The following is a 25581-nucleotide window of genomic DNA, read 5'->3' on the forward strand; positions in this document are numbered from 1 at the left end:
GTTTCGTCAGGGGGCGAGGTAGCCGCCGTCGACGACGAGCGAGGTGCCGGTCACGTAGCTCGACTCATCGCTGGCGAGGAACAGGGCGGCGTAGGCGGTCTCGATCGGCTGACCGGGGCGGCCGAGAACCGTGCCGGCGATCAGGGCATCGTTGATGTCCTGGGCCTGATCGGCGTTCATCGGCGACAGGATGTAGCCCGGGTGCAGGGAGTTGCAGCGGACGCCGTCGGCGCCGTAGGTCGCCGCGACGTTCTTGCTGACGTTGAGGATCGCACCCTTCGCGGCCTGGTAGGCGTACGAGCTGGGCACGCCGGCCAGGCCCCAGATGGACGAGACGTTGATGATCGAACCCGACTTCTTCTCGATCATGTGGGGCAGTACCTCGCGCATGCCGAGGAAGATGCTCTTCAGGTCGATGTCGAGCACCTTGTCGTAGAGCTCGTTCGAGGTCTCGAGGATGGTCTCGTACTTCACGATCGCGGCGTTGTTGATCAGGATGTCGATCTGGCCGTGCTCGGCGACGATCGCATCGATGGTCGACTTCCACTCGGTGTCCTGCGTGACGTCCATCTTGACGAAGGTGACGGGGCTGCTCTCGGCGTCCTCGGCATCGAGCACATCCGCCGAGATGACGGCCTTCGCGCCTTCGCGCATGAACAGTTCGGCCATCTCGCGGCCCTGGCCGCGAGCGGCTCCGGTGATGAGGGCGACTTTTCCGGTGAGGCGGTCCATTTACTTCTCTTCTCTCTGTTTGTTGCTGGCTTGGGTGGGTGACGGGATCGCCGAGCCCGGCGGATCCGAACACGTATGATCGTCATACAATCTGCGGCGCGAGCCAGGACTGCGGGGACCTCGACGAGAGCCCCCGTCCGCGCGTTCGTCCCGCACATCACTCAATGAGGAGGATCCATGGGAAAGCTCACGGGCAAGGTGGCGCTGGTATCGGGCGCGGCGCAGGGCATGGGGCGAGCCACCGCCGAACTGCTCGCCGACGAGGGGGCGATCGTCTACGGCGGTGACGTCGTCCAGCCGACCGACGCGGAGGGGAGCCCTGTGCGCTTCGTCCACCTCGACGTCGCCGACGAGGCCTCGTGGGCGCAGGTCGTGAGTGGCATCGAGTCCGACAGCGGCCGACTCGACGTCCTGGTCAACAACGCGGGCGTGATCGCCTACGAGCCGATCCTCGAGACCACCCTCGAGTCGTGGAACCGCGTCATGTCCGTCGACCTCACCGGCATCTTCCTCGGCATGCGCGAGAGCATCCCGCTGATGCGCGATTCCGGTGGCGGCTCGATCATCAACTTCTCGTCGATCTGGGGACTCGCGGCCGTGTCGGGCGCGCACGCCTACCACGTGGCCAAGGGCGCGATCGGCAACATGAGCAAGAACGTCGCGGTCACCCATGCGGCCGACGGGATCCGGGTGAACTCCATCCACCCCGGCCACATCAACACCCCGCTCACCGAACGTCAGGACGAAGCCGTGAGCGCCGTCGTGATCGGTAAGACCGCGCTCAAGCGCGCCGGAGAGGCGTCCGAGGTCGCGAAGGCCGTGCTCTTCCTCGCCACCGACGATTCGAGCTACGTCACCGGCACCGAGGTCATCGTCGACGGCGGCTACCTCGCCCAGTGACGCCAGGCCGGCGCGGCTGATCATGCGCCGGCCACTCGACGCGAGCCGGCGCTCGGAGCACGTCCGCCGGCTCGCGCGAGCCGCCTCGTGTTGAAGGCGTCGAGCAGCACGGCGACGAAGATCAACACACCCTGCATGAACTGGACGAGGAACGGGCTCACGTTGAGCAGGGTCAGCCCGTTGTTGATGACGCCGATGAGCAGCACGCCGACCAGGGTCCCGAGCATGCTGCCCTTGCCGCCGAAGAGGCTCGTGCCGCCGATGACGATGGCGGCGATCACCTGGAGTTCGACGCCGTTGCCGCCCGTCGGGGTCGCGGAGCCGAGTCGGCCGACGAGCACGATCGAGGCGAGACCCACGCAGACGCCCGCGATGACGTAGACGAGGAACGTGACGCGGCTGACGTTGATGCCCGCGAGGCGGGCCGCCTCTCGATTGCCTCCGACCGCGAACACCTTGTGCCCGAACACCGTCTTGGTGAGCAGCAGGTGGCCGAGGATGAATACGCCGAGGGTCAGGAGAGCCGAGATCGGGATACCGGCGACGGTTCCGCCACCCAGCACGGTGAAATCGGTGGGCAGGTTGTACACGCTCTGGCCCTGGCTCACCTGCAGGGTCAGTCCCCGGGCCATTCCGAGGACGGCGAGCGTCACGATGAAGGGTGCGAGCCGCAGCCACGTGATGGACGCCCCGTTGAACGCTCCGACGCCGATCGCGACGACGACGGCGACGAGCATGCCGACGAAGCCGCTCTGGCCCGACTGCATCGCGAGTCCGGCGAGGATTCCCGAGAGCCCGAGCGCCGAGCCGACCGACAGGTCGATGCCGCCGGTGATGATGATGAGCGTCCCGCCGACGGCGGCGATGCCGACGACCGCCGACTGGGCGACGATGTTGTAGATGTTGCTGGTCGTCAGGAACCGGTCGGAGACGATGCTCATGATGATGATGCAGATCAGCAGCGCGATCGTGATCGCGCTCGTCGAGCTCCCGAACAGGCGGGCGAGCACGGCGTTGGTCCTCGTGCCGTTCTGACCCGGGCCTCCGCCGGGATCGGAGCGGGAAGTGGACTGGGGGAGCGGAGTAGTGGCGGTCATCGCTATTCCTTAGACGAGAGGGCGGTCATCCGACCGAGGCTGAGGTGAGGATTGCTTCGCGATCGAAGTCGCGTCGAGGGACTTCGCGGACGATGCGTCCGCCGCGCAGCACGTAGATGCGGTCGGACATGGCGAGCACCTCGTCGGTGTCGGAGCTGGTCAACAGGACGCAGGCGCCCTCTCCGGCCAGGGTGAGGACCTCGTCGTAGATGCTCGACTTCGCTCCGATGTCCACGCCGCGCGTGGGGTCGTCGAGCAGAATCACCCGAGGGGCACCATCGGCGACGCGAGCGAGGATCAGCTTCTGCTGGTTCCCGCCCGACAGTGTTCCGACGATCTGCGCCCCGCTGTCCGCCTTGACCCCGTAACGGGCGATGTTCGCCCCGCTGAAGCGAGAGAGCCGTCGAGAGCTGAGGACCCCGAGGCGTGAGACCCGGTTGTACAGGCCCAGGATGAGGTTGTCCCGGATGGCTGCCGCGAGCAGCAATCCCTCCCGCTTCCTGTCCTCCGGGGCGTACCGGATGCCGAGAGCGCGTGCCGAGGCGATGTGTCCCGGCCGCGTCGCCGCACCGTCGACGGACACCCTGCCGCTGTGCGCCCGGGTCGCGCCGGCGATCGCCTTCATCAGCTCGGTCCGGCCGGCGCCGTCGAGTCCGACGAGGCCGACGATCTCGCTCGCACCCGCGTGCAGCGTCGCCGAGCGGACGCCCGGAGCGTCGAGGTCATCGACCTGGAGGAGAGCGGGACCGATCGTCCGCTCCGTCCAGGGGTAGGCACTCTCGAGGTCCTTCGCGAGCATGGCCTTCACGAGCTCCGGTTCCGTCCACTCCCCGATCGGACGCTGCGCGACGACGGCACCGTCCCTCATGACCACGATGTCGTCGGCGATCTCGAACATCTCGGCGAGGTGGTGGCTGATGTAGAGGATGGCGAGCCCCTGCGCGCGCAGGTCCTGGATGGTCTTCAGGAGGTTGATCACGTCGGCCTCCGGCAGCGACGAGGTCGGCTCGTCGAAGATCAGGACTCGAGCGTCCCGGGCCAGACAGCGGGCGATCTCGACGAGCTGCCGCTGCGCGATGGTGAGGGTGCGCACCGGACGGGTCACGTCGAGGTGGCCGAGCCCGACCCGGGCGAGTGCCGCGCGTGCGGCGGCCCGCCCGGCTCGAGCACGGGTCACCCCGAGAGTCGAGGAGACCCGGCCGAGCAGCAGGTTGTCCGCGATGCTCATGTCCGGGATGTCGGTGAGTTCCTGGTAGATCGCGCTCACCCCCGCCTTGATGACTCCGCCCGGGTCGGAGGGCAGTGGCTGCCCTCCGACCCGGACCTCGCCGCTGTCGGCGATCACGGCGCCCGAGAGCACCTTGATCAGCGTCGACTTGCCCGCGCCGTTCTCGCCGGCCAGCCCCGTGATGGTTCCCGCCCGGAGATCGAACGACACGCGGTCGAGGGCGGTCACCCCCGGATAGTGCTTGGACACGTCGAGGAACTCGACGACGACGGGCTCGGTCATTACTTGACTTCGTCCGCCCAGATGCCGTACTCGGCGACCTCGTCGGAGTCGATGTTGTCGGTGCGGATGACCTGCAGCGGCCATTCGATCGACTCGATCGAGTCGGTTTTGCCGTTCTCCTTGTCGACGATGCGCTGAACCATCAGCTGGCCCATCTTCACGAAGTTCTGGCTGATGGTCGCGTCCTGGGATCCGTCGCGGATTCCGTCGATCGCGGGCTTGGCCCCGTCGACTCCGATGACGTAGATGTGGTCGGGGTCGCCGACCGGCGCGAACCGGCCCGCCGCCTTGATGGCGGTGATGGCACCGTATGCCTCGGCGTCGTTGGCGCCGTACACCGCGTCGATCTCGGGGTTCGCCTGCAGGATGCCGGTCATCACCTGGTTGGACTTGTCGGTGTCCCAGCCGCCGTCCTGGCTGGCCACGATCTTGATGTCGGGGTACTCGGCGAGCACGTCGACGAAACCCTTCTCACGTCCGGTTGCGGCGAGGGTGCCGGCGAGGCCCTGGATATCGACGACGTTGCCCTTGGGGGATCCGTACTTCTCGGTGAGGAACTCGACGATCTGCTCGGCGGCGAGCTTCCCGCCCTCCTCGTGACTCATGCTGAACGTCGCGGTGACGGGGACGCCGATGGTGTCGGCGATGGCGATGACGGGAACCCCGGCCGCCTCGGCCGCTTCGACCGCCGGGGCGATGGCGGTGCCGTCGGCGGGGGTGATCACGATATAGGTGGCGCCCTGGGTCAGCAGTCACTGGACGTCGGAGATCTGCTGGTTCGGGTCGAGGTTCGCGTTGGTCGAGATGAACTTGTACCCGTTCTTCTCGGCCTCCTCCTTCTGGCCCTGGATGATGCCGGCGAAGGCGGGATTCGCGACCGTGTAGGTGGAGTAGCCGATGACCACCTCGCCGCTGTCGGAGCCTCCCGAGCCGCCCGCCGCGCCCTCCGTCGCCCCCGTGGCGGAGCACGAGGCGAGAAGCGCCGCTGCTGTCAGCGCGAGTGCGGAGAGTGCACCCCTGCGGGCGAGTCGCCCGCCTCTGCCGTTGTTGGAACCGTTCTGCGTCATTGCATTCGTCCTGTTCTCGGTTGTGTGACCGGCCGTCGGGCGTGCACCACCGCGAAGTGGAGGCCCGACGGCCGGGTGAAGCGGTTCCGCTCTCGCCCGCGCTCTGGAGGCGGGGTCGCCCGACGGTGATCGGGTCAATGACCGGATATTGGTGGACTCGGCCGGTGGATGCGCGGCCAGCAGGATCGCTGCTAGGCCTTCGCATACCTCCGGGCGAGTGTCGACAGTCCGACCGCGAGCACGAGGATCGCGCCCTTGAAGATCGGCTGGAAGAAGGTGGGGGCTCCGAAGATCGACAGACCGTTGAAGCCGACCGCGATGATGAGCACGCCGACGAGCGTTCCGACGATGTGGAACTCGCCGTCGCGCAGGGTCGCCGAACCGAGGAACACGGCCGCGAACGCGTCGAGCAGGTAGCCGTCGGCCGCGGCGAGGGTGCCGGATCCGAGCAGCGACGACAGCAGGATGCCGGTCAGTGCGGCGCAGACACCGGCGGTCGCGAAGGCGAAGATCTTCACCCGGTCGACCCGGATGCCGGAGAGTCGCGCGGCTTCGATGTTGCCGCCCACCGCCTGCATCTTCTGACCGAGATCGGTCCTGTTGAGGATGATCCAGAGGATCGCGAGCACGACGATCATGATGATGATCGGATTCGGGATCCCGACCAGCAGCTTGCCGAGGGAGATCTGGATGAACTCGGCGGGCACGCCCGCGGCGATCGGGAACGCGCTGTACGCGAAGCCGACACCCGTGAGTATGGTGCCGACGCCCAATGTCGCGATCACCGCGTTGATCCGCACTTTCGTGACGAGGAAACCGCTGGTGGTGCCGATCGCGGCACCGATGAGCAGCACGAGCGGCACGCCGATGAGCACGGGCAGGCTGTCCCGGGCGATGAAGCCGACGACGAGGAGACCCGCGAAGCTCGCGACGTAGCCGATGCTCAGGTCGAACTCGCCGACGACCAGGGTCATCGTCAGTCCGGCCGCGATGATGGCGGTCAGCGACGACTGGTTGAGGATGTTGAGGAAGTTCGGCAGCGTCAGGAACGTCGTGGGGGAGCGGATGCTGAACACCACGATCATCGCCGCGAGTCCGACCAGCGTGCCGTAGCGCGAGAGCAGGACCAGGAAGAGGCGACGGCGTCGGTGTCGATCGGTGATCTCCGGTCCGGTCACCGCCTTCTCCTTGGTGAGTGTGGCGTTCATTCGTCTCCTCCTTGGTCGGTGTGCGCGTAGCTGAGTTCGATGATCTTGTTCTCGGTGATCTCGTCGCCGACGAGTTCGCCGCTGACGTTGCCCTCGCTGAGGACGACGACCCGGTCGCACAGCGACGCGAGCTCTTCGACGTCCGACGAGATGACGACTGTTCCGACGCCGTCGTCCGCCAGTCGGCGGATGGCGTCGTGGATCTCCTGCCGGGCGCCGATGTCGACTCCGCGGGACGGCTCGTCGAGGAACAGCACCTTCATCTCGGGGCGGAGCCAGCGGGCGATAAGAGCCTTCTGCTGATTTCCGCCGGAGAGTCCGCCGATCACCTGGTTCGGGCCGGGGGTCTTGATCCGGAGTTGGTCGATGAGGCCCAGCGCGCGGGTGCGCGACTTGGCTCCGCTCATGAAGGGGAGGCCGGGGACGGAGCGCAACGACTTGAGCACGCCGACGTTGATGTTCCAGCCGACCGACTTGTCGAGCATGAGGCCCTGGGAGCGTCGCTCCTCCGGGACGAGCCCGATGCCGGCGTTGACGGCGGCGGGAACGGAGCGCGGGGGCACGGGCTTGCCCTCGAGTTCGAACGACCCGCTGTCGAGCTTGTCGGCCCCGAACGCCAGGCGGGCGACCTCGGTACGGCCTGCTCCGACGAGACCGCCGAGGCCGAGCACCTCGCCGCGGTAGACGTCGAACGAGACGTCCTTCACCATGCGCCCCGCGGCGACGTTGCGGGCGGAGAAGAGGGGAGTGTCGCGCACGATGGGGCCGCGATCGACCCGCGCGGCCGCGGTGACCTCGCGGCCGGCGATGGCGCGCACGAGTCCGCGCTTGTCCAGGCCGCCGCGCACCTCGCGGTCGGTGACCTTGCCGTCGCGGAAGACGGTGATCCGGTCGGAGAGGTCGAGGACCTCGTCGAGCCGGTGCGAGACGTAGAGGATCGCGACGCCGTCGGAGGCGAGGTCGCGGATGATGTCGAAGAGCTGACTGCTCTCGTTGTCGGAGAGCGACGCGGTCGGCTCGTCCATGGCGATCATGTTGGCGTCGCGCACGAGGGCCTTCGCGATCATGACGAGCCAGCGCTCGGCGACCGACAGTTCGTCGACGCGACGGTCCAGTGAGAAGTTCACGCCGACGCGCTCGGCGGCCTCCGCGGCTTTGCGGCGTGACTTGCGCCAGTCGATGAGTCCGAGACGGGTGGCCTTCTTGGTGCCCAGCAGCATGTTCTGCACCGCGTTGAAGTGCGGGACGAGGTTGAGCTCCTGGTGGATGAACGCGAGTCCGGCGTCCTCCGCGTCGCGGGGTGCGGCGATCTTCACCTCCTCGCCGTCGATGGTGACGACGCCCTCGTCAGGGGTGGTGACCCCGGCGAGGCAGCGGATGAGCGTGGACTTGCCGGCGCCGTTGGCGCCGACGAGTCCGTGCACCTCACCGCGGTGGATGTCGAGATCCACCGCGGTGAGGGCCTGCGCTCCTCCGAACTGCTTGCTCAGGCCGCGGACGGTGAGCCACGCGGCGCTTTCGCTCTGCATTCGGTGTTGCTCCTTGGATGTGTCAGGTGATGACGGGCCTGTCAGGTGGTGACGGGCTTATCAGGTGAGGGCGTCGGGGTGCTCTTCCAGGAAGCCGTCGATCGTCTCGGAGTCCACGAGGACACCGGGGACGTCGATGGTCTTCGGCTCCCACGAGTCGGGAGCGTCGGTGTAGTCGAGGATCGCCTGCATCAGCTCGACACCCTCGGTGTTGCCGTCCTGCCAGATGATCTGCGTCATCGAGCCGTCCTTGACCGCCTGCAGGGCGTTGGGCGCTCCGTTGATCGAGTAGACCTTCACATCGGTGCGGCCGGCCTGCTTGAGTGCGGCGACGGCGCCCATGCCGGGCTCATCCCATGCTCCCCAGATGGCGTAGTTGCCCTGTCCTTCGGGGTGGCTGGCGAGCCATGCCGAGGTGAACGCGGTGCCGTCCTCGACCTGGCCGGGGATCGCGACCTCGTTGGCGGTCACGGTGATGCCCTTGTCCTTGGCGATGGCCTCATCGAAGGCCATGCCGCGGTAGAGGCAGAGAACACCCGTGTGGTACGTGAGGGCCAGGATGTCGCCCTCGTCGCCGAAGTCGTCGAGGAGCGCGTTGACCGAGTCCTCGCCCACCTTGAGCGCGCTCGTCGTGGCGATGATGCCGTCGACGAGCTCGCCGCCCCAGCTGACGACGGGGATGCCCGCCGACGTGGCGGAGGCGAGGCCCGCGCCGATGGAGCTGCTCGCGAACGCCGAGACGAGGATCGCGTCGACCTTCTGAGTCGTCGAGAAGGTGGTCATCGCGGCGTTGGCCTTGTCGGGGCTGCCCTGGGTGTCGGTGACGACGACCTTCCAGCCGGCGTCCTCCGCCGTCTTGGTCGCGCCGTCGATGACCGCCGCGTTGAGCGCGTCGGTGGCGACGAGTGCCACGATGCCGAGCGTCTTCTGCCCGCTATCGCCGCCGTCGGTCGAGCCGCCGGTGCCGGCGTCGGCGCTGCACCCCGCGAGGGCGAGCGCTGCGACGGCGACGAGCGCCGTCAGGAACTTCTTCTGCTTCATTACAGTCCGTTTCCGTTAGTGGGTCTGGATCGACCCGGGTCTTCGCTGACCTGCGCGATTGAGCCCGCGCGAGCGGAGGAGGGTGCCTGTGTCGGGTGCCTCCTCCGCAGGGCTGTCACTTCACCGCGTTGGGGTGCTCCTCGATGAACTGGTCGACGTTCGTCGCGTCCACGACGACGCCGTCGATCTTGATCGTCTGCCCCTCGGCGGACGGGTCGGGGTTCTCCGTGTAGTCGAGGAGGGCCTGCATGAGTGCCGCGCCCTCGTCCTCGGACGGCTGCCAGACGACCGACGTCACGACGCCTTCCTTGACGTCGAGGATGCCGGGTGCGCTGCCGTTGGTCGAGAAGGTCTTGACGTCGGTGCGGCCCGCCTGGGCGAGTGCGGAGACGATGCCCTCCATGGGCTCGTCCCAGCAGGTCCAGATGCCGTAGTTGCCCTCGCCTGCCGGGTGGCTGGCGAGCCATGAGGTGGTGAAGTTGGCGGCCGACTGCTGCTGGCCCGGCACGACGACCTCGTTATAGGTGACCTCGAGGCCGGGCACCTTCGCGACGGCGGCGTCGAACTCATTCTGGTGATCGAGGCACAGCTTGCCGGGGTGGAAGGTGAGCGCGAGCAGGTCGCCCTCTGTTCCCATCGCGTCGACGAGGGCCTTGGCCGAGGCGGCGCCAACCGCCTCGTTGCTGGTCGTGGCGATGATGCCGGGGGCGAGTCCACCGCCCCAGCTGATGACGGGGACATCGGCCGCCTGCGCTGCGGCGAGCCCCGCGTTGATGGCGCTGGAGGCGAAGACGAGAACGAAGATCCCGCCGACGCCCTGCGTCGCGTAGGAGCTCATCGCCGCGTTCGCCTGATCGGCGTTGCCCTGGGTGTCAGTGACCTTGACCTCCCAGCCGGCATCCTCCGCGACCTGGGTCGCTCCGCGGATCGCCTGCTGGTTGATCGCGTTGTTGCCGATGTAGGCGACGATCCCGAGGACCTTCGATCCGCCGGCTGTGTCGGTTCCCGCGTCGCCGCCGCCTGCGTCGGTCGAGCAGGCTGCGAGGACTATCGCCGCCGCGGCGGCGATGACAGCGAGTGCTGTGCGCTTCATTGCAAGTACACCTCTTCGTGTAGGGGGGATGCCTCTCGGCAGATTATTGGACCGTATGATTGTCCGACAATCAGGCCTATTGTGGGAGCCGGTGATCGGGATGTCAAGGAGGCTTCCGGATCGTGTCCGGACTCCGACAGAGTTGGTCGTCGGTGCTCCGATTGCCACTCTTGCAGGTTTTGTATGACGATCATATAGTCATGCAACTAGCGGGTATCGGAGCCCACCACCGGACGGCGATGTCGCCGTCCGAACCACGAAACGAAGGAGTTAACGTGTCGGAATCCGTGTCATCAGACCTGTCGGTCTGGGAGGTCAAGTACGGCGAGCGGGTTGTGCGCAAGAGCGATGTGCTCAATGACTACGCGCAGTACGGCCTGCCTGATGGCGACCTCGACATGAACTACAACTTCTGGGTGATCCGTTCGGGGGACAGCATCGTTCTGCTCGACACCGGCTACGACATCCCCAAGTTCGACTGGCTCGGCGAGATCAGCGTCACTCCCACCCCCGAGGCGCTCGAGATCCTCGGCATCGACCCGCTCGATGTCGACATGGTGATCACGAGCCACTACCACTACGACCACATCGGCTACCTCGGCCTGTTCGAGAACGCCAAGGTCGTGTCGGGTCAGGCCGAGTACGACTACTGGATCGGCAAGCTCGAAGCCGGCGCTCTCGAGGGCGAGTTCTCGACTCCCGACGACCTCGCACCCGTCGTCAAGGCGCGCGACGAGGGGCGTCTGGTCCTCGTGAGCGAGCCGACCGAGGTGTTCCCCGGTATCACGGTGTACCCGATCGGCGGGCACTGCCCGGGCGAGCTGCTCACTCACATCGAGACCAAGGACGGCGGCCTCATCATGAGCGTCGACGCGGCTCACTTCTACGAGCAGATCGAGAACGAGTGGCCCTTCTTCGCCTTCACCGACCTGCAGGAGATGAAGGACGGCCTGCACTTCATCAACGAGCTCGCAGCCAAGACCGGAGCGACCGTCGTGCCGGGTCACGACGCCCGCGTCCGCGACCGCTTCCCGGCGGCTCCCGGCGCAGCCGGCGCCATCGCGACAGTCCTGGCCTGAGGAAGAGAACCATGAAGACCCCAGTTGCCCCTCGGACACCGAGGTGACCGCGCCCTACGTCGTCACCATCGCCAAGTACGGCACGAGGAGCACCCTCCGCAGCGACGTCTACCTGAACCATCACCTCTACCACGAGGCCGATGGACCCATCGACATGGACTACTTCTTCTGGGTGATCCGGAACGACGAGACCACGATCGTCGTCGACACCGGGTATTCGCGTCAGGGCGGCGAAGCGCGGAAGCGCACGACGCTGATGAGCCCGCCCGAGCTGTTCGCTGCGCTCGGAGTCGACCCGGCCACGTCTCCCGACATCATCCTGACCCACGCCCACTACGACCACATGGGCAACCTGGACCACTTCCCGAGCTCGACCATCTACATGTCCCGCGTCGAGTACGAGTTCTGGACCGGGGCGAACGCCAAGCAGGTGCTCTTCCATCACTCCATCGAGGACTCCGAGATGGATGGGTTGGCGGCTGCGTTCGCCGAGGGACGAGTGCGATTCCTCGACGAGTCCCCGGAGATCGCGCCCGGCATCGAGGTCATCGAGATCGGCGGTCACACGCCCGGTCAGGCGATCGTGAAGGTCGACACGGCCGTCGGAGTCGTGCTGCTCGCCAGTGACTCCGCCCATTACTACGAGGAGTACGAGGCCGACATGCCTTTCATGGCGGTCGCCGATCTGGTGCGCATGTACGACGGATTCGCGCTCGTTCGCGAGATGGTCGCCAGCGGCGAGGTGCAGCACGTCGTCTCGGGTCACGATCCGTCGACCCTCGATCGCTTCACGCGCGTCGACGGCGAGCTGCACGCTCTCGTCGCGACGGTCGGCGAGGTGCGCTGATGGCCGGCAGATTCGACGGGCTCGTCGCGATCGTGACCGGTGCCGCGGGCGGACTGGGTCGTGCATCGGCCGAGCGGCTCTCCGCCGACGGCGCGAACGTCGTCGTCGTCGACATCGACGCGGCGGGTGCCGAAGCGGTCGCGGCGTCGCTGCCGACCGAGTCCATCGCCGTGCGTGCCGACATCTCCTCCGAGGCGGACGTCGAGGCCTACATGGCGGCAGCGGTCGAACGCTTCGGCCGCGTCGACCTCTACCACCTCAACGCCGGCATCTTCGGCAGCTTCGCGAGCCTGCCCGACCTCGAGCTCGCCGACTTCGAACGCGTCATGTCGGTCAACGTGCTGGGCCAGTTCCTCGGTCTGCGCGCCGCATTCCGGCAGTACCGGATCCAGGGGGGCGCCGGAAACATCGTGCTCACCGCCTCGATCGCAGGACTCACCGGAAGTGCGGATCTTCTGCCGTACCAGACGTCGAAGCACGCCGTGAACGGCCTCGTGCACGGTGCCGCCGTCTACGGAGGCCCGCTCGGGATCCGCGTCAACGCGGTCGCTCCCGGCATCGTGCCGACCGATCTCTTCGCGGCCGCCGCGACCACCAAGGGCGGCAAGAACGACATGGAGCGCAGGGCGTCGACGACACCACTGCGCCGGGCGGGAACCGCCGCGGAGATCGCGGGGGTCGCCGCATTCCTGCTGAGCGACGACTCCGCCTACGTGACGGGGCAGATCGTCTCGGCCGACGGCGGCGCGACCGTCGTCAACACGGTGCGGCCCGCGGGCGGCGCGGGTGCATGGGACACCGATCCCGTCGACCGCGCGATGTACGGGGACGACTGGAACGGAAGAGCGCTATGAGTGGAGAGACAGACGTGACGGACAAACGGATCGGATTCATCGGGCTCGGCAACATGGGCGGCCGGATGACGGGCTCCATCGTCCGAACCGGACACGAGGTGATCGGCTACGACGCCAAGACCGACAACATCGCCGCGGCGGGTGCGGTCGCCGCGGACTCCGTCGCCGATCTGGCGGCGCGCACCGACGTGGTGCTCCTGTCGCTTCCCGACAGCAAGGTCGTCGAAGCCGTCGTGTACGGAGACACCGGACTGCTCGCCAGCTCGCGCTCGGGCCAGGTCGTCGTCGACCTCAGCACCTCGTCGCCCGAGTCGACCCGGCGCATCGCCGAGGACTTCGCAGCACGCGGGGTGAGCTACCTCGACGCCGGGATCTCGGGGGGTGCCGCGCTCGCCGAGAAGGGGCAGCTCACGCTGATGGTCGGCGGAGACAGCGACGTCCTCGACAGCGTGCGCGACGTGCTCGACCTGTTCTCCCGCGACGTGTTCTACACGGGCGAGAGCGGAGCGGGCCACACCACCAAACTGCTCAACAACTTCCTCAACGCCGTCGCCCTCTCGGCGACCGCGGAGGTGATGGTCGCCGCGAAGAAGGCGGGCCTCGACCTCGCGACCGTGCTCGAGGTGTTCAACAAGAGCTCGGGCGTCAACTTCGCCACCCTCAACCGGTTCCCGAAGATCATCACGGGCGACTACCTCAAGGGCGGCCTCACCAACACGCTGATGCTGAAGGACGTGACCCTGTACGCCGACCTCCTCGGCCGGCTGGGCGTCGCGAGCCTCAATTCGGCGGGTCCCATGGCCAGCTTCGGTCTCGCTCGAGCCCTCGGCTACGCCGATGAGATCAGCAACACGGTCGTCGACGCGATCGGCGACATCTCGGGCGGCGTCCGCCTGCACGAGGCGGGGGAGTCGAAGTCATGATCATCGTGCACCCCGAGGGTCAGGCGGGCACCGCCGGCAAGCAGGGCTCGCAGTTCACCGGTCAGGCCTTCCCGTACCTCACTCTGCCGAGCACGGACGGGATCGTCATCAACACGGTCAACTTCACCCCGGGTGCCCGCACCTTCTGGCACACGCACGAGCGGGGCCAGATCCTGCAGATCGTCGCGGGCCGCGGGCTCACCCAGGTCGAGGGCGGCCCGGTCGAGATCCTCCGTGCCGGTGACACCGTCTGGATCCCCGCCGGTGAGAAGCACTGGCACGGCGCCGCTCCCGACTCCTTCATGACCCACACGGCAATCTCGCTCGGCACGACCGACTGGGCAGACCCCGTCGACGACGCCGACTACCTCACCTCAGAGAATCAGGACAGGTCATGACCGACGACACCACCCACCGCGCGACCTACGACGACGGCCTCAGGGTCCGCAAAGAGGTGCTCGGCGCCGACCACGTCGAGCGCTCCCTCGCTCAGGCCTCGGAGTTCTCCCGTCCCATCCAGGAGCTCGTGACGGAGTACTGCTGGGGTGTCGTCTGGACCGACGACGCACTGGACCGCAAGTCCCGCAGCCTGATCAACCTCGCCATGCTGACCGCGCTCAACCGTTCGCACGAGCTGTCGGTGCACGTGAAGGGCGCCCTGAACAACGGGGTCACCCCGGCCGAGATCCAGGCGGTGCTCATGCAGACCGCGATCTACGTCGGCGTCCCCGCCGCGCTCGAGTCGTTCCGGATCGCCGAGAAGGTCCTCAAGGAGCAGGGGCACGATGTCTGATCCGGCACAGATCCGCCGGGTCGGCTTCGTCGGCCTCGGCAACATGGGCGGCCCGATGGTCGCGCGTCTTCTGGGCGACGGCTTCGAAGTGGTCGCCTACGACACCGCGCCCGCGGCGATCGAGCGTGCGGTCGAGGGCGGCGCGGTCGGCGCAAACGCTCTCGAGGACGCCGCGCGCGGCACCGACGCGATCGTGCTCATGCTGCCGAACTCGGCGATCGTGACCGCCGTCGTCGAGCAGCTGCGGAGTGCCGGGGCACTCGCCGAGGGGCTGGTCGTCATCGACATGAGCTCGTCGGAGCCGCAGCGCACCCGCGAGCTGGCCGCCGAGCTCGCGCAGTCGGGAGTCGCGCTCGTGGACGCACCGGTGTCCGGGGGAGTGCGCGGTGCCGTCGGCGGCAAGCTGACCATCATGGTCGGAGCCGACGACGAGCAGCTCGCGCGAGTCCGACCCGTTCTCGAGAGTCTCGGAACGGTCCGCCACGCCGGTGCCGTCGGTGCCGGCCACGCGATCAAAGCGCTCAACAACCTCCTCTCGGCGAGCCATCTGCTCGCCACCGCCGAAGCCATGGCGGCCGGCACACGCTTCGGACTCGACCCCGACGTCATGCTCGCCGTCTTCAACGGCTCCAGCGGCAAGAGCGGATCGACCGAGAACAAGTACCCCAACTTCATCCGAACCGGTCGCTACGACTCGGGCTTCGGGCTGCGCCTGATGCTCAAGGACATGCGGATCGCCACCTCCCTCGCCGAGCAGGAGGGCGTACCCGCCCGGCTCGGGGTCGAGGCGGTCGAACTCTGGAGCGAGGCCGCCGAGAGTCTCGAGCCGACCGCCGACCACACCGAGATCGCGCGGTGGATCGACCAGCTCGTGCCCCCGTCGGACGGGATAACGGCGCCCCCGCCTCCCGGGACGGGGCCTATGACCAGCTGACCCTGCCGAGGACCAGGAAAATCCGAACCACCTACCTATAGTGATGCCATGACCCAGACCAACTCCCTCTCAGAAGCGTGGGTAGCCGAACCCATGGGCCGCGTCGCCGCGCCCATCCGGGAACAGGTGATCGCCGCTCTGCGACAGGCGATCCTCGACTTCCAGCTGAAGCCGGGGCAGCGCTTGGTCGAGCGAGAGCTCATCGAGCAACTCGGTGTCTCCCGCACGACGATCCGCGAGGCTCTTCGCGAGCTCGCCTCCGAGGGGCTCGTCACGGTCGTGCCGCAGCGCGGCGCCATGGTGAGCGCGCCCTCGCTCGACGAGGCGATGGATCTCTACGAGATCCGGGCCGCACTCGAGTCCCTCGTGGTCAAGCACTTCGTCGAGCGGGCCTCCGACGACGAGGTGCGCGCACTCGCGGCGACCGTCGAGGAGCTCGCCCAGGTCTCGGAGACGACGGACGACGTCCGGGCGATCCTCGCGGCGAAGGACAAGTTCTACGGTGTCCTGATCCCCGGGGCTCGAAGCGCTGCACTCCAGCAGCTCATCGACGGCATCCGGGCGCGCGTTCAGATGCTGCGCGCCACGTCGCTGTCGAACCCGGGCCGGCCCGTCGAGGTCGTCGCCGAGCTCCGTGCGGTCGCCGAGGCGATCGCTCGCCGCGACGCCGACAGTGCATCGGAGCTGTGCGCAGCTCACGTGCGCAAGGCCGCGATGACCGCGCTGCACGCACTGCAGGAGACCGACGCCGACGAATAGTCCGGCCGGTCGGGTTCGCAATTCCCGAGTCCTTCTGTTTCCCGACCCCATGAACAGGAGAACACAATGACATTGACCCCGCGCCAACAAGAGATCAAAGACGAATTCATCCGGGTGCGCGGCACCTGGGGCGACAGCTGGCAGAGCATCCTCGAACTCGACGCCGAGTTCCTCGAGACCTACCTGAACTTCTCGGCCGTGCCGTGGCGCAAGAACCACCTGGACACGAAGACCAAGGAGTTCATCTACATCGTCGTCGACTCCGCGGCCACCCACATGTACGCGCCCGGCGTCCGTCAGCACATCAAGGCGGCCCTGGCCGCAGGGGCCACCCCTGCCGAGATCATGGAGGTGCTCGAATGCACCGCCACGCTCGGCATCCACGCGATGAACCTCGGCGTCCCGGTCCTCACCGAGATCCTCGCGGAGAAGGGTATCCGCACCGAGCCGGCCGAGCTCGACGAGTACCAGGAACGACTCAAGGCCGACTTCACCGAGAAGCGCGGCTACTGGAACCCGACGTGGGACGAGATGCTCGAGCTCGACCCGCAGCTGTTCGAGGCGTACACCGCGTTCTCCTCGCACCCGTGGGTCGCGGGCACGCTCAGCCCGAAGGTGCGCGAGTTCATCTACATGGCATTCGACACCTCCTCGACGCACCTCTACCGAGTCGGTCTCAAACTGCACATCGAGAACGCGCTCGGCTACGGGGCGACGGTGGGCGAGATCCTCGAGGTGATGGAGATCGCCAGCGTCATCGGAATCCACACGGTCACGATGTCGGCGCCGATCCTCCAGGAGGAGATCGCCGCCCTCGCCGCCCAGAACGCCGAGAGCGCGCAGAACGCCGAGGCCGGCGAATGAGCGCCGATCGCGCGTCGGCCATCGCCGCCGCCCCGACCGGGCTGCTGCGCGGGGGATCCTGGGTCGCCTCGAGCACGGGAGCCGAGTTCGACGTTCTCGACCCGGCCACGGAGGAGCCGATCGTGGGGGTCGCCGACGCGTCCGTCGAGGATGCGCTCGCCGCCCTGGACGTCGCGACAGCCACTCAGCGGAGCTGGGCTGCGACCCCGCCCCGTGAGCGCGGCGAGATCCTGCGCCGGACCTACGAGATCATGACCGAGCGCAACGAGGTCCTCGCGACGCTCATGACCATGGAGATGGGCAAGCCGCTCGCGGAGTCGCGGGCCGAGGTGGCCTATGCGGCCGACTTCTTCCGCTGGTTCTCCGAGGAGGCGGTGCGGCTCGACGGCACCTGGTCGACGGCGCCCGACGGCAAGTCCCGCATCGTCACCATGAAGCAGCCGGTCGGTCCGTGCCTGTTCGTGACGCCGTGGAACTTCCCGCTCGCGATGGGGGCGCGCAAGATCGGGCCCGCTATCGCGGCGGGCTGCACCGTGCTGGTCAAGCCGGCCAAGCAGACGCCACTGTCGATGCTCGCGCTCGCCGCGATCATGCGAGAGGCAGGGCTGCCCGACGGGGTTCTGGCGACGCTGACGACCTCGGCATCGCAGGCGGTGGTGAGCGCGCTCATCGCCGACCCGCGTCTGCGCAAGCTCTCCTTCACCGGGTCGACCGAGGTGGGGCGCTCGCTCGCGGAGCAGTCGGCCGGCACGCTGCTGCGCGTCTCGCTCGAACTGGGCGGCAACGCCCCGTTCATCGTGTTCGACGATGCCGACATCGATGCCGCGATCGACGGTGCCATGCTGGCGAAGCTCCGCAATAACGGCGAGGCCTGCACGGCGGCGAACCGCTTCTACGTGCAGGAGGGCATCGCCGACGAGTTCACCCGCCGCCTGGCCGAGCGCTTCGGCGAGCTCGTCGTCGGCGCCGGTCTGGACGACGGCGTCACCCTCGGCCCGCTCATCGACCGCGGCGCCGTCGACAAGGTCGCCGAGCTGGTCTCCGACGCCGTCGAGTCGGGCGCCCGCGTCGTGACGAGCGTCGGGCGCGACGGCGGTGCCGGCTACTTCTCGCCGGCGTCGGTCATCGATCGCGTCGATCCAGGGGCCAGGATCGTGACGGAGGAGATCTTCGGACCGGTCGCGCCGATCGTGCGCTTCACCGACGAGGAGCAGGTGCTCCGCTGGGCGAACTCCTCCGAGTACGGGCTCGCCGGCTACCTCTTCACACGCGACCTGTCGCGCGCGATCCGTGTCGGCGAGGCGCTCGAGGTCGGGATGATCGGCATCAACCGCGGGGTGCTGTCCAACCCGGCGGCACCGTTCGGTGGGGTCAAGGCGAGCGGCTACGGCCGCGAGGGCGGCCATGTCGGCATCGACGAGTACGTCGAGATCAAGTACCTGTCGCTTCAGATCTGACCTCGTGCCGGCCCGCGCCGCCCCGGATCCACCGGGTGGCGCGGGCCGGGATGGCGGGCTCGGTCAGAGCTCGATACCGCGGCGGTCCAGCTCTTCGGACAGGATCGGCACCGCGGTCGTGACCGCGTGGATGCCGATGACCGAGGCGATCTCCATCACCTCGAGGATCTCGCCGACGGTCGCGCCGTGCTTCAGCGCATTGCGGATGTGCAGCTTCGTGCCGGGCACGTAGAGGTGAGTCGCGGCGATGTCGTAGCTGATGTAGATCAGCTCCTTCTCGGCCGGCGTGAGAGTGCCGGTTCGCCAGGGGACCGTCGAGAACTCCGTGTAGGCCCCGAACATCTCGGGGTCGAGCTCGAGCATCTCATTCCAGAAGTCGTGCCAGTAGCCGCGGACGTCGGTGAACTCCTGCTTGAGCTCCTCCTGGTACTCGGTCAGGGGAGCGGGACCCGTGCGACCGTTCTCCTCGAGCACCTCGACGAGCAGTGGGACGCCGATGTTCATGGCGTGGATGCCGAGTGTCGCCGCCAGCTCGAGCACCTCGAGGATCTCGGCAGGGGTCGCCCCGAAGTCGAGCGCCGCCTTGATGTGGGGGAGGATCCCCGGGACGTGCAGGTGGGTCGCCGCGGCGTTGATCGAGATGTAGCAGAGCTCCTTGAATTTGGGGCTCAGATGGTTCTTCCGCCACGGGACCATGTACATGCGGTGGTATGCCGCGACGAAGTCGGGATCGATCTTCAGCACCGATTCCCAGGGCTCGCCCCAGAATCCGCGCTCGGCGACGAACTGCGCCTTGATCTGCTCCTGATGTTCGGTCAGTGCCACGTGCCAACTCCTTCGTCGGGTTCTCTCCCTGGACTATATGACCGTCATACAATCGCGCGCAAACGAGGTTCGTTCTCCTTGCTGACGGTGCCGAAGCCTAGGGTGAATGCATGGCGAACTCGTGGCGCGACTGGACCGAAGCGGAGACCGCGGAGTGGCTGCGGGTCCCGATCGCCGGCGACGACAAGTACTCCCGCGGCGTCGTCGGCGTCGTCACAGGATCCGCGCGATATCCGGGTGCCGCCGTCCTCGGCGTCGAGGCCGCGGCGCGATCGGGCGCGGGGATGATCCGCTACCTCGGCGACGCCGCAGCGGCGCGCCTCGTCCTGCAGCGCCGTCCCGAGGTCGTCACGGTCCCCGGTCGCGTGCAGTCCTGGCTCATCGGCTCGGGCACCGACCGCGCCGACCGGAGCGAGGCGGAGGACCTCGCCTTCGGAGAATGGCTCGATCAGGGGCTGCCGACCGTACTCGACGCCGGGGCGCTCGACCTGGTCAGCAGGTCGACGGGCCCGACGGTCGTCACGCCTCACGCCGGCGAGCTGGTGGGGATGCTCAGCGAACTCGGCTTCGACGTCGAACGCGACGCGATCGAGCGGGATCCCGAGACGTGGGCGCGGCGGGCTGCCGACGGCGCACAGGTGGTCGTCCTCCTCAAAGGGAACGTGACCCACGTCGTCGCGCCCGATTCGGTCGGCGTGCGCGTGCAGGCGGGTTCGCCGTGGCTCGCGACGGCCGGTTCGGGCGATGTGCTGGGCGGCATCCTCGGTGCGCTCCTCGCCGCCCATTCCGAGCGGATCCAGGCTGAGCCCGAGCATCTCACCGCGGTGGCGGCAGCGGCGGCTCGGCTCCACGGGCGGGCGGGCGATCTCGCCTCGGGCGGTGGGCCGATCGTCGCGCTCGACATCGCGGAGCGCATCCGCGCCGCATTCGTGGATCTGGCTTCATAGGAAGCTCTTCGATACCCGCCAGTTTCGCCCGGACATCGCTGGTTAGGTTGGTTGACAGGACAACCAGTCCGTGCCGAATCGCACTCTGACGCAATCACGAGGAGCCCGCCATGACCACGACCCGCCCCCGTCCGCTCGCCCGAGCGGGATTCGCCACCATTGCCGGCCTCGGACTGCTCGGCACGCTCGCCGCGTGCACCCCGACCCAGGCGGAGGCGGAGCCGACGACCGGCACCGACGACAGCAGGACGAGCACGGAGGCGACGACCGCGCCGAGTGCGAGCGCCGAGAGCACCGACGGTGCGACGGGCTCGGGCAGCTACACCGACGGCACCTACGACGCCGAGGGCAGCTACCTCTCGCCGGGCGGCAACGAGTCCATCTCCGTCTCGATCACCCTCGAGGGCGACGTCGTGACCGCGGTCACCGTCACCCCCGAGGCCACGAGCGGGAACGCGGTGCAGTACCAGAAGGCGTTCGCCTCCGGCATCGCCGCCGAGGTCGTCGGCAAGAACATCGACGACCTGTCCGTCGACAAGGTCTCGGGATCGTCGCTGACCAGCGGCGGCTTCAACGAGGCCGTCAAGACGATCAAGGCTGATGCCGGCAGCTGACCGGAGGCACCACACGCTCCGCTTCGACGCGATCGGCACCGCGTGGCAGATCGACAGCGATGTGCTCCTCGCGCCGCATCAGACGCGCGAGGTGCACGACCTCGTCGAACGGTTCGATCTGGCCTACTCGCGGTTTCGCGCCGACTCGCTCGTCACACGGCTCGCCGAGCACGGCGGAAGCGTGACCTTCCCCGCTGACCTGCCGCCGCTGGTCGAGGTGTACGACGCGCTGTTCGACGCGACCGACGGCGCGATGACCCCGCTCGTCGGCCTGTCCCTCGAGCGGCTCGGCTACGACGCGGGCTACAGTCTCACGCCGAGCGGCGACCCGATCGCGAGTCTCGACTGGCGCAGCGGTGTCGCGGTCGACGGCAGCACCGTCACCGCGACGGCCCCGGTGCTGATCGACTTCGGCGCTGCAGGCAAGGGATACCTGGTCGACCTCGTCGCCGGCCTCCTCGCGCGGCTCGGCCTGCCGCGGGTCACCATCGACGCCAGCGGCGACCTCCTGCACCGCGCCGAGGGACCGCTGCGAGTCGCACTCGAGCATCCGTACGATCCGAGCACGGCGATCGGGGTCCTCGAGATCGGCGGGGGAGCGATCTGCGGCTCTGCGACCAACCGCCGCGCCTGGGGCTCCGGCCTCCACCACGTCCTCGACGGCCTGACCGGCCTGCCCGTCGACGAGGTCGCCGCCACCTGGGCTGTCGCCGACGACGCGCTGCACGCCGACGCGCTGGCCACCGCTCTCTTCTTCGCCGATGCCGATACGCTCGCGGGGCGCACCGGCTGGCGGTTCGAGGCGGTCCGCATGTTCACCGATGGCCGCGTCGAGACGACGCCCGGCCTGCCAGGAGAGGTCTTCACCCGATGACAGCCGTCGCCACCCTCCTCGACCGGATCACCGGCCGGTTCACCATGTACCGGCTCATGACGATCGTGCTCGGCGCCCTGCTCGTGCTCGCGCTCATCCTGTCGGCGTCCGGTCAGCTCTTCTACTCCCCGGTGGCCCTGCTCGCCTCGGCCGCCGTCGCGATCGCCGTCACCTGGGGCGCCTCGCGTCTGCTCGGCCTGCTGTTCCGGGTTCCCGTGCACGGCGAGTCGTCGATCATCACCGGCCTCCTCGTCTTCTTCCTGCTGCTGCCCACCGCCGAGCCGGTCGGGTTGGCCATCATCGGGCTCGCGGCGCTGCTCGCCGCCGCCTCGAAGTTCGCCATCGCCGTGGGCGGTCGGCACCTGCTGAACCCCGCCGCCGCCGGCGTCTTCCTCGTCACACTCACCGGTGCGGGAGCCGAGGGGTGGTGGGTGGCCACACCGCAGATGCTCCCGCTCGTCGTCATCGGCGCGATCCTCGTGCTGTGGCGCACCCGCACCCATCTCGTCGGGCTCACCTTCATGGCGCTCGCCACGGTGTTCATCGTGCTGGGCCTCGTCCGGTTCGGCACCGACCCCCTCGTCGCCCTCGGCCAGGCGCTCGGTTCGTACCCGATCGTGTTCCTCGGCGCGTTCATGCTGTCCGAGCCGCTGACGCTCCCACCCCGCCGTCGTCAGCAACTCGTCGTGGCCGCGGTCGTCGCCGTGCTCTTCGCGCTCCCGCTGTTCGTCACCATCAGCTTCGGCACCTTCAATCTCAGTCAGGCCTTCGCACTGCTCGTCGGCAACCTCGTCGCCGCCGCGCTCGCGATCCCCGTGGGTCTGACCCTGCGCTACCGCGGCTCGCGTCCCGTCGGCTCCGACGCGGTCGAGTACCGGTTCGGTGTCTCGCGCCCACCACGACGGGCTCACCGGCCCGGTCAGTACCTCGAGCTGCAGCTTCCCGGGGTGCGCGGAGACGTCCGCGGCTCACGACGGCATCTCTCGATCGTGTCGGGACCCGAGGACCCGGGCGAGGTCCGGGTGGCGGTGCGCGTACCGGAGCGGCCGAGCGCCTTCAAACGCGCTCTCTCCTCGATGGAGCCCGGGGCGATCGCCCGGGCCACCTGGGTCGGCGGCGACTTCGTGCTGCCGGACGACCGTGACGCACCTGTCGTCCTCATCGCCGGCGGCATCGGCGTCACCCCGTTCGTCGCCGAGCTCGGTGCGGGGCGCGACGCCGTGCTCGTCGTGCGGGCGCGCTCCTACGACGAGCTGATCTACCGTGATGAGATCGAGAGGTCGGGTGCGCGGGTGGTGCTCGTCTCACCGGACACGGGCGAGAGCCTGCCCGCCGGCTGGACCCGTGTCGACGAGCTCGAGGGCGCCTTGGCCGCGGTGCCCGACATCGCGAGCCGTGAGGCCTACGTGTCGGGTGCGCCGCTCTTCGTCGACCGCTCGCGGGGAGCGCTCCGTGCCGCAGGCGTGAAGCGGATCCGCACGGACCGCTTCTCCGGCTACTGATCCGACCCGCGGGCCGCGGGGCGGGCGCAGCGCGGTGGCCGGACCCGCGGTCCCCGCTGGGGTAGCGTGCTCTGGTGCGACCGGTTCGGAGGCGGGCATGACGAAGCCTCAGAGGTCGTTGCGATCGACCGCCGCGGGGCCGATCGGACTATGGGCGACGTTCCTCGTCGTGCACGGGGTGCTGGCCTACATCAACCTCAACGACACCGTCCACCTCCCATTCGGCGACGTCGTCAACGTCTACCGGTTCTGGATGGACTACGCGGTCGACAACGGTGTGCTCGTGGGCATCGACACCTCGTGGGTGTACCCGATCGGCGCCCTGCTGCCGATGGGGGCGGCGATGCTGTTCGGCTCGGCGCACTACGGCGAGACCTGGCTCGTGCTGGTCACGATCCTCGACGCGATCGCGGTGGCGGTCCTGCTCAGCCGCAGTCGCGCGGCGGCCTGGTGGTGGATCGTCTTCCTCGCGGCGCTCGGACCGGTCGCGGTCGCACGCATCGACGGCGTGACCGCGCCGATCGCCCTGGTCGCCGTCGTCTGGCTGCTCGATCGGCCGGTGGTCGCCGGCGTGCTCCTCGGGCTGGCGACGTGGATCAAGATCTGGCCCGCCGCTCTCATCGGGGCCGCGATCCTGGCCGTCCGACAACGGGCACGGATCCTGATCGGATCCCTCGCCGCGACCGCGGTCATCCTCGCGGCGGCGATCGCCATCGGCGGGTCCCGCGGCCTGTTCAGCTTCATCCTCGAGCAGACGGGGCGCGGACTGCAGGTCGAGGCGCCGATCAGCAGCTGGTGGCTCTGGGGGGCCGCTCTGCACCTCGACGGCTACGCCGTCTACTACGACACCGACATCCTCACCTACCAGGTCGCGGGCCCCGGCACCCAGTCCCTTGCCGCGGTGATGACACCCGTGCTGGTTCTCGTGGTCGCGGCCATCGCCGCCCTCGTCCTCATCGCGCTGCGGCGGGGTGCCGACCCGGTCGAGCTTCTCATCGAGGCGTCGTTCGCACTCGTGCTCGCCCTCATCGTGGTCAACAAGGTCGGGTCGCCGCAGTTCGTCGGCTGGCTCGCCGCGCCGGTCGTGCTCGGAATCCTGCACGGGCGGGCGGTGTCCGGTCGGCGTGCGGTCGCGGTGCTCGTCGTCGCCGTTCTCACCCAGATCGTCTATCCCTGGGCTTACAACGGGATCGTGCTCGCCGAGCCGGCGGCCGTGCTCGTGCTGGGGGCGAGGAATCTCCTGTTCCTCGTGCTGCTCGCGCAGGCGGTCGGTGCACTCGTGCGGCTGGCCGCAGCGGGGCGGAGAGTCGTGATCGAGCCCACCCGCGAGGACGTCGCCCAGTCCGACCCGGTGTGACGAGCGCGGGTTCGTGTCAGAGTGGATCGCATTGGTCGGCGACCGCCGCAGACCGGTGAGGAGACGGACATGCTCGTAGCGTTCTCGGTCGCACCCAGCGGCGGCGAGGGTCCCGACGCGTCGGTGCACGATGCGGTGGCGGATGCGGTCCGCATCGTCCGCGAATCGGGCCTGCCGAACCACACCGATTCGATGTTCACGACCATCGAGGGGGACTGGGACGAGGTCTTCGATGTCATCCGCCGCGCCACCGACGCGGTCGGCCGGCACGGGTCCCGCGTCTCGCTGGTCCTCAAGGCGGACATCCGGCCCGGCTACTCCGGCGAGCTCGAAGGCAAGGTCGAACGCCTGGAGAAGGCGCTCGAGGGCGGGCGCGAGAGCTACTCGGTCGTATAGCCGAGGCGGGCCGACATGCCCCGCGCCGCATCGCGGATCGCGCCGCCGATCTCATCGATCGACATCCCGACGAGGCTGTCGGCGGGCGGGGACGGTGTGGGCGCTCCGGCGCACCGCCCGGTCGCATCGAATGATGGTCCGGCGATGCCCGTGTTGTTCTGCACCCGGCGCCCGGGGCTGTAGGTGCAGCCGAGCTCGCGGTCGTGGGCGAGCTGGGACGGGCGATACCGTGGCCGTCGTCGATGGCGTGGTCGAATTCCTCGGCTGATCGACCGGCGTGCAGCCCGGTCGGCGAGCCGTCGTGGGGCGAGGGTTATCGTTGAGTCGTACCTGCGGCATCGGAGCCGTCCGACTCTCGACTCCGCAAAGGCCGCCCCCG

At 68.4% G+C, this 25581-nt stretch carries 28 protein-coding genes; 17 read left to right on the plus strand and 11 right to left on the minus strand.

Annotated elements, in window-relative coordinates; genetic code table 11:
- Positions 1–6 precede the first annotated feature (6 nt).
- Positions 7–732: an SDR family NAD(P)-dependent oxidoreductase gene (locus DDQ50_RS08940; RefSeq protein WP_116756404.1), complete on the minus strand. Its 726-nt coding sequence runs from the start codon at positions 730–732 to the stop codon at positions 7–9.
- 177 nt (positions 733–909) lie between these two features.
- Here DDQ50_RS08940 and DDQ50_RS08945 point away from each other — a divergent pair, with 177 nt between their 5' ends.
- Entirely contained in the window at positions 910–1632 is a 723-nt protein-coding gene (locus DDQ50_RS08945; RefSeq protein WP_116756405.1) for an SDR family NAD(P)-dependent oxidoreductase, read from the plus strand.
- Positions 1633–1652: 20 nt separating this feature from the next.
- On the opposite strand, the gene DDQ50_RS08950 is transcribed toward DDQ50_RS08945, so the two are convergent.
- The 8 genes from DDQ50_RS08950 to DDQ50_RS08985 all read right to left on the minus strand — a co-directional run bounded on the left by DDQ50_RS08950 (position 1653) and on the right by DDQ50_RS08985 (position 10177).
- The gene (locus DDQ50_RS08950; RefSeq protein WP_116756406.1) at positions 1653–2729 is read right to left on the minus strand and encodes an ABC transporter permease; all 1077 of its coding nucleotides are present in this window, start codon (positions 2727–2729) and stop codon (positions 1653–1655) included.
- Between the two features lie 25 nt (positions 2730–2754).
- Entirely contained in the window at positions 2755–4239 is a 1485-nt protein-coding gene (locus DDQ50_RS08955) for a sugar ABC transporter ATP-binding protein (RefSeq protein ID WP_165829759.1), read from the minus strand.
- On the minus strand, positions 4239–4991 hold the full coding sequence (locus DDQ50_RS08960; RefSeq protein WP_116756408.1) for a sugar ABC transporter substrate-binding protein: 753 nt from the start codon (positions 4989–4991) through the stop codon (positions 4239–4241). Before DDQ50_RS08960 ends, DDQ50_RS08955 begins: the two co-directional genes overlap by 1 nt.
- Positions 4992–5306: a hypothetical protein gene (locus DDQ50_RS08965; RefSeq protein ID WP_116756409.1), complete on the minus strand. Its 315-nt coding sequence runs from the start codon at positions 5304–5306 to the stop codon at positions 4992–4994.
- 191 nt (positions 5307–5497) lie between these two features.
- The gene (locus tag DDQ50_RS08970; protein WP_116756410.1) at positions 5498–6514 is read right to left on the minus strand and encodes an ABC transporter permease; all 1017 of its coding nucleotides are present in this window, start codon (positions 6512–6514) and stop codon (positions 5498–5500) included.
- Positions 6511–8043: a sugar ABC transporter ATP-binding protein gene (locus DDQ50_RS08975; protein ID WP_116756411.1), complete on the minus strand. Its 1533-nt coding sequence runs from the start codon at positions 8041–8043 to the stop codon at positions 6511–6513. Before DDQ50_RS08975 ends, DDQ50_RS08970 begins: the two co-directional genes overlap by 4 nt.
- Before the next feature lie 60 nt (positions 8044–8103).
- On the minus strand, positions 8104–9084 hold the full coding sequence (locus DDQ50_RS08980; protein WP_116756412.1) for a sugar ABC transporter substrate-binding protein: 981 nt from the start codon (positions 9082–9084) through the stop codon (positions 8104–8106).
- 115 nt (positions 9085–9199) lie between these two features.
- Positions 9200–10177: a sugar ABC transporter substrate-binding protein gene (locus DDQ50_RS08985; RefSeq protein ID WP_116756413.1), complete on the minus strand. Its 978-nt coding sequence runs from the start codon at positions 10175–10177 to the stop codon at positions 9200–9202.
- A 287-nt stretch (positions 10178–10464) separates the two neighbouring features.
- On the opposite strand from DDQ50_RS08985, the gene DDQ50_RS08990 reads away from it, so the two are divergent.
- The 10 genes from DDQ50_RS08990 (at position 10465) to DDQ50_RS09035 (ending at position 18687) form a co-directional block, all read left to right on the plus strand.
- A complete protein-coding gene (locus DDQ50_RS08990; RefSeq protein ID WP_165829761.1) occupies positions 10465–11256 on the plus strand; it encodes an N-acyl homoserine lactonase family protein in 792 nt (263 codons plus the stop codon).
- Between the two features lie 43 nt (positions 11257–11299).
- Positions 11300–12103: an N-acyl homoserine lactonase family protein gene (locus DDQ50_RS08995; protein ID WP_116756415.1), complete on the plus strand. Its 804-nt coding sequence runs from the start codon at positions 11300–11302 to the stop codon at positions 12101–12103.
- A complete protein-coding gene (locus DDQ50_RS09000) occupies positions 12103–12957 on the plus strand; it encodes an SDR family NAD(P)-dependent oxidoreductase (RefSeq protein ID WP_116756416.1) in 855 nt (284 codons plus the stop codon). Before DDQ50_RS08995 ends, DDQ50_RS09000 begins: the two co-directional genes overlap by 1 nt.
- A 14-nt stretch (positions 12958–12971) precedes the next feature.
- Positions 12972–13880: an NAD(P)-dependent oxidoreductase gene (locus DDQ50_RS09005; protein ID WP_205663617.1), complete on the plus strand. Its 909-nt coding sequence runs from the start codon at positions 12972–12974 to the stop codon at positions 13878–13880.
- Positions 13877–14278 carry a cupin domain-containing protein gene (locus tag DDQ50_RS09010; protein WP_116756418.1) on the plus strand — a complete coding sequence of 134 codons (402 nt, stop codon included), beginning with the start codon at positions 13877–13879 and terminating at the stop codon, positions 14276–14278. The genes DDQ50_RS09005 and DDQ50_RS09010 overlap by 4 nt, the downstream gene beginning before the upstream one ends.
- A complete protein-coding gene (locus DDQ50_RS09015) occupies positions 14275–14673 on the plus strand; it encodes a carboxymuconolactone decarboxylase family protein (RefSeq protein ID WP_116756419.1) in 399 nt (132 codons plus the stop codon). Before DDQ50_RS09010 ends, DDQ50_RS09015 begins: the two co-directional genes overlap by 4 nt.
- Positions 14666–15607: an NAD(P)-dependent oxidoreductase gene (locus DDQ50_RS09020; protein WP_116756420.1), complete on the plus strand. Its 942-nt coding sequence runs from the start codon at positions 14666–14668 to the stop codon at positions 15605–15607. The genes DDQ50_RS09015 and DDQ50_RS09020 overlap by 8 nt, the downstream gene beginning before the upstream one ends.
- A 48-nt stretch (positions 15608–15655) precedes the next feature.
- On the plus strand, positions 15656–16366 hold the full coding sequence (locus DDQ50_RS09025; RefSeq protein ID WP_116756421.1) for a GntR family transcriptional regulator: 711 nt from the start codon (positions 15656–15658) through the stop codon (positions 16364–16366).
- Positions 16367–16432: 66 nt separating this feature from the next.
- On the plus strand, positions 16433–17230 hold the full coding sequence (locus DDQ50_RS09030) for a carboxymuconolactone decarboxylase family protein (RefSeq protein ID WP_116756422.1): 798 nt from the start codon (positions 16433–16435) through the stop codon (positions 17228–17230).
- Positions 17227–18687 carry an NAD-dependent succinate-semialdehyde dehydrogenase gene (locus DDQ50_RS09035; protein ID WP_116756423.1) on the plus strand — a complete coding sequence of 487 codons (1461 nt, stop codon included), beginning with the start codon at positions 17227–17229 and terminating at the stop codon, positions 18685–18687. Before DDQ50_RS09030 ends, DDQ50_RS09035 begins: the two co-directional genes overlap by 4 nt.
- A gap of 63 nt (positions 18688–18750) precedes the next feature.
- On the opposite strand, the gene DDQ50_RS09040 is transcribed toward DDQ50_RS09035, so the two are convergent.
- A complete protein-coding gene (locus DDQ50_RS09040; RefSeq protein ID WP_116756424.1) occupies positions 18751–19512 on the minus strand; it encodes a carboxymuconolactone decarboxylase family protein in 762 nt (253 codons plus the stop codon).
- 110 nt (positions 19513–19622) lie between these two features.
- Between DDQ50_RS09040 and DDQ50_RS09045 the strand changes: the two genes are divergently transcribed.
- The 6 genes from DDQ50_RS09045 to DDQ50_RS09070 all read left to right on the plus strand — a co-directional run bounded on the left by DDQ50_RS09045 (position 19623) and on the right by DDQ50_RS09070 (position 25202).
- On the plus strand, positions 19623–20459 hold the full coding sequence (locus DDQ50_RS09045; protein ID WP_116756425.1) for an ADP-dependent NAD(P)H-hydrate dehydratase: 837 nt from the start codon (positions 19623–19625) through the stop codon (positions 20457–20459).
- 110 nt (positions 20460–20569) lie between these two features.
- The gene (locus DDQ50_RS09050) at positions 20570–21073 is read left to right on the plus strand and encodes an FMN-binding protein (protein WP_116756426.1); all 504 of its coding nucleotides are present in this window, start codon (positions 20570–20572) and stop codon (positions 21071–21073) included.
- Positions 21060–21947: an FAD:protein FMN transferase gene (locus DDQ50_RS09055; RefSeq protein WP_116756427.1), complete on the plus strand. Its 888-nt coding sequence runs from the start codon at positions 21060–21062 to the stop codon at positions 21945–21947. Before DDQ50_RS09050 ends, DDQ50_RS09055 begins: the two co-directional genes overlap by 14 nt.
- Positions 21944–23449, plus strand: a complete 1506-nt coding sequence (locus tag DDQ50_RS09060) for an FAD-dependent oxidoreductase (protein WP_116756428.1) — start codon at positions 21944–21946, stop codon at positions 23447–23449. Before DDQ50_RS09055 ends, DDQ50_RS09060 begins: the two co-directional genes overlap by 4 nt.
- 97 nt (positions 23450–23546) lie before the next feature.
- Complete coding sequence (locus DDQ50_RS09065; protein ID WP_116756429.1) at positions 23547–24806, plus strand: glycosyltransferase 87 family protein; 1260 nt, start codon at positions 23547–23549, stop codon at positions 24804–24806.
- A gap of 69 nt (positions 24807–24875) precedes the next feature.
- The gene (locus DDQ50_RS09070; protein ID WP_116756430.1) at positions 24876–25202 is read left to right on the plus strand and encodes a thiamine-binding protein; all 327 of its coding nucleotides are present in this window, start codon (positions 24876–24878) and stop codon (positions 25200–25202) included.
- Here the strand turns inward: DDQ50_RS09070 and DDQ50_RS09075 are convergent.
- Entirely contained in the window at positions 25187–25366 is a 180-nt protein-coding gene (locus DDQ50_RS09075) for an IclR family transcriptional regulator (RefSeq protein WP_116756431.1), read from the minus strand. The two genes, DDQ50_RS09070 and DDQ50_RS09075, sit on opposite strands and share 16 nt — an antisense overlap.
- Positions 25367–25581: the final 215 nt, after the last annotated feature.

It is taken from the genome of Amnibacterium flavum, from assembly GCF_003097495.1.
GTDB classification, from domain to species: domain Bacteria; phylum Actinomycetota; class Actinomycetes; order Actinomycetales; family Microbacteriaceae; genus Naasia; species Naasia flava.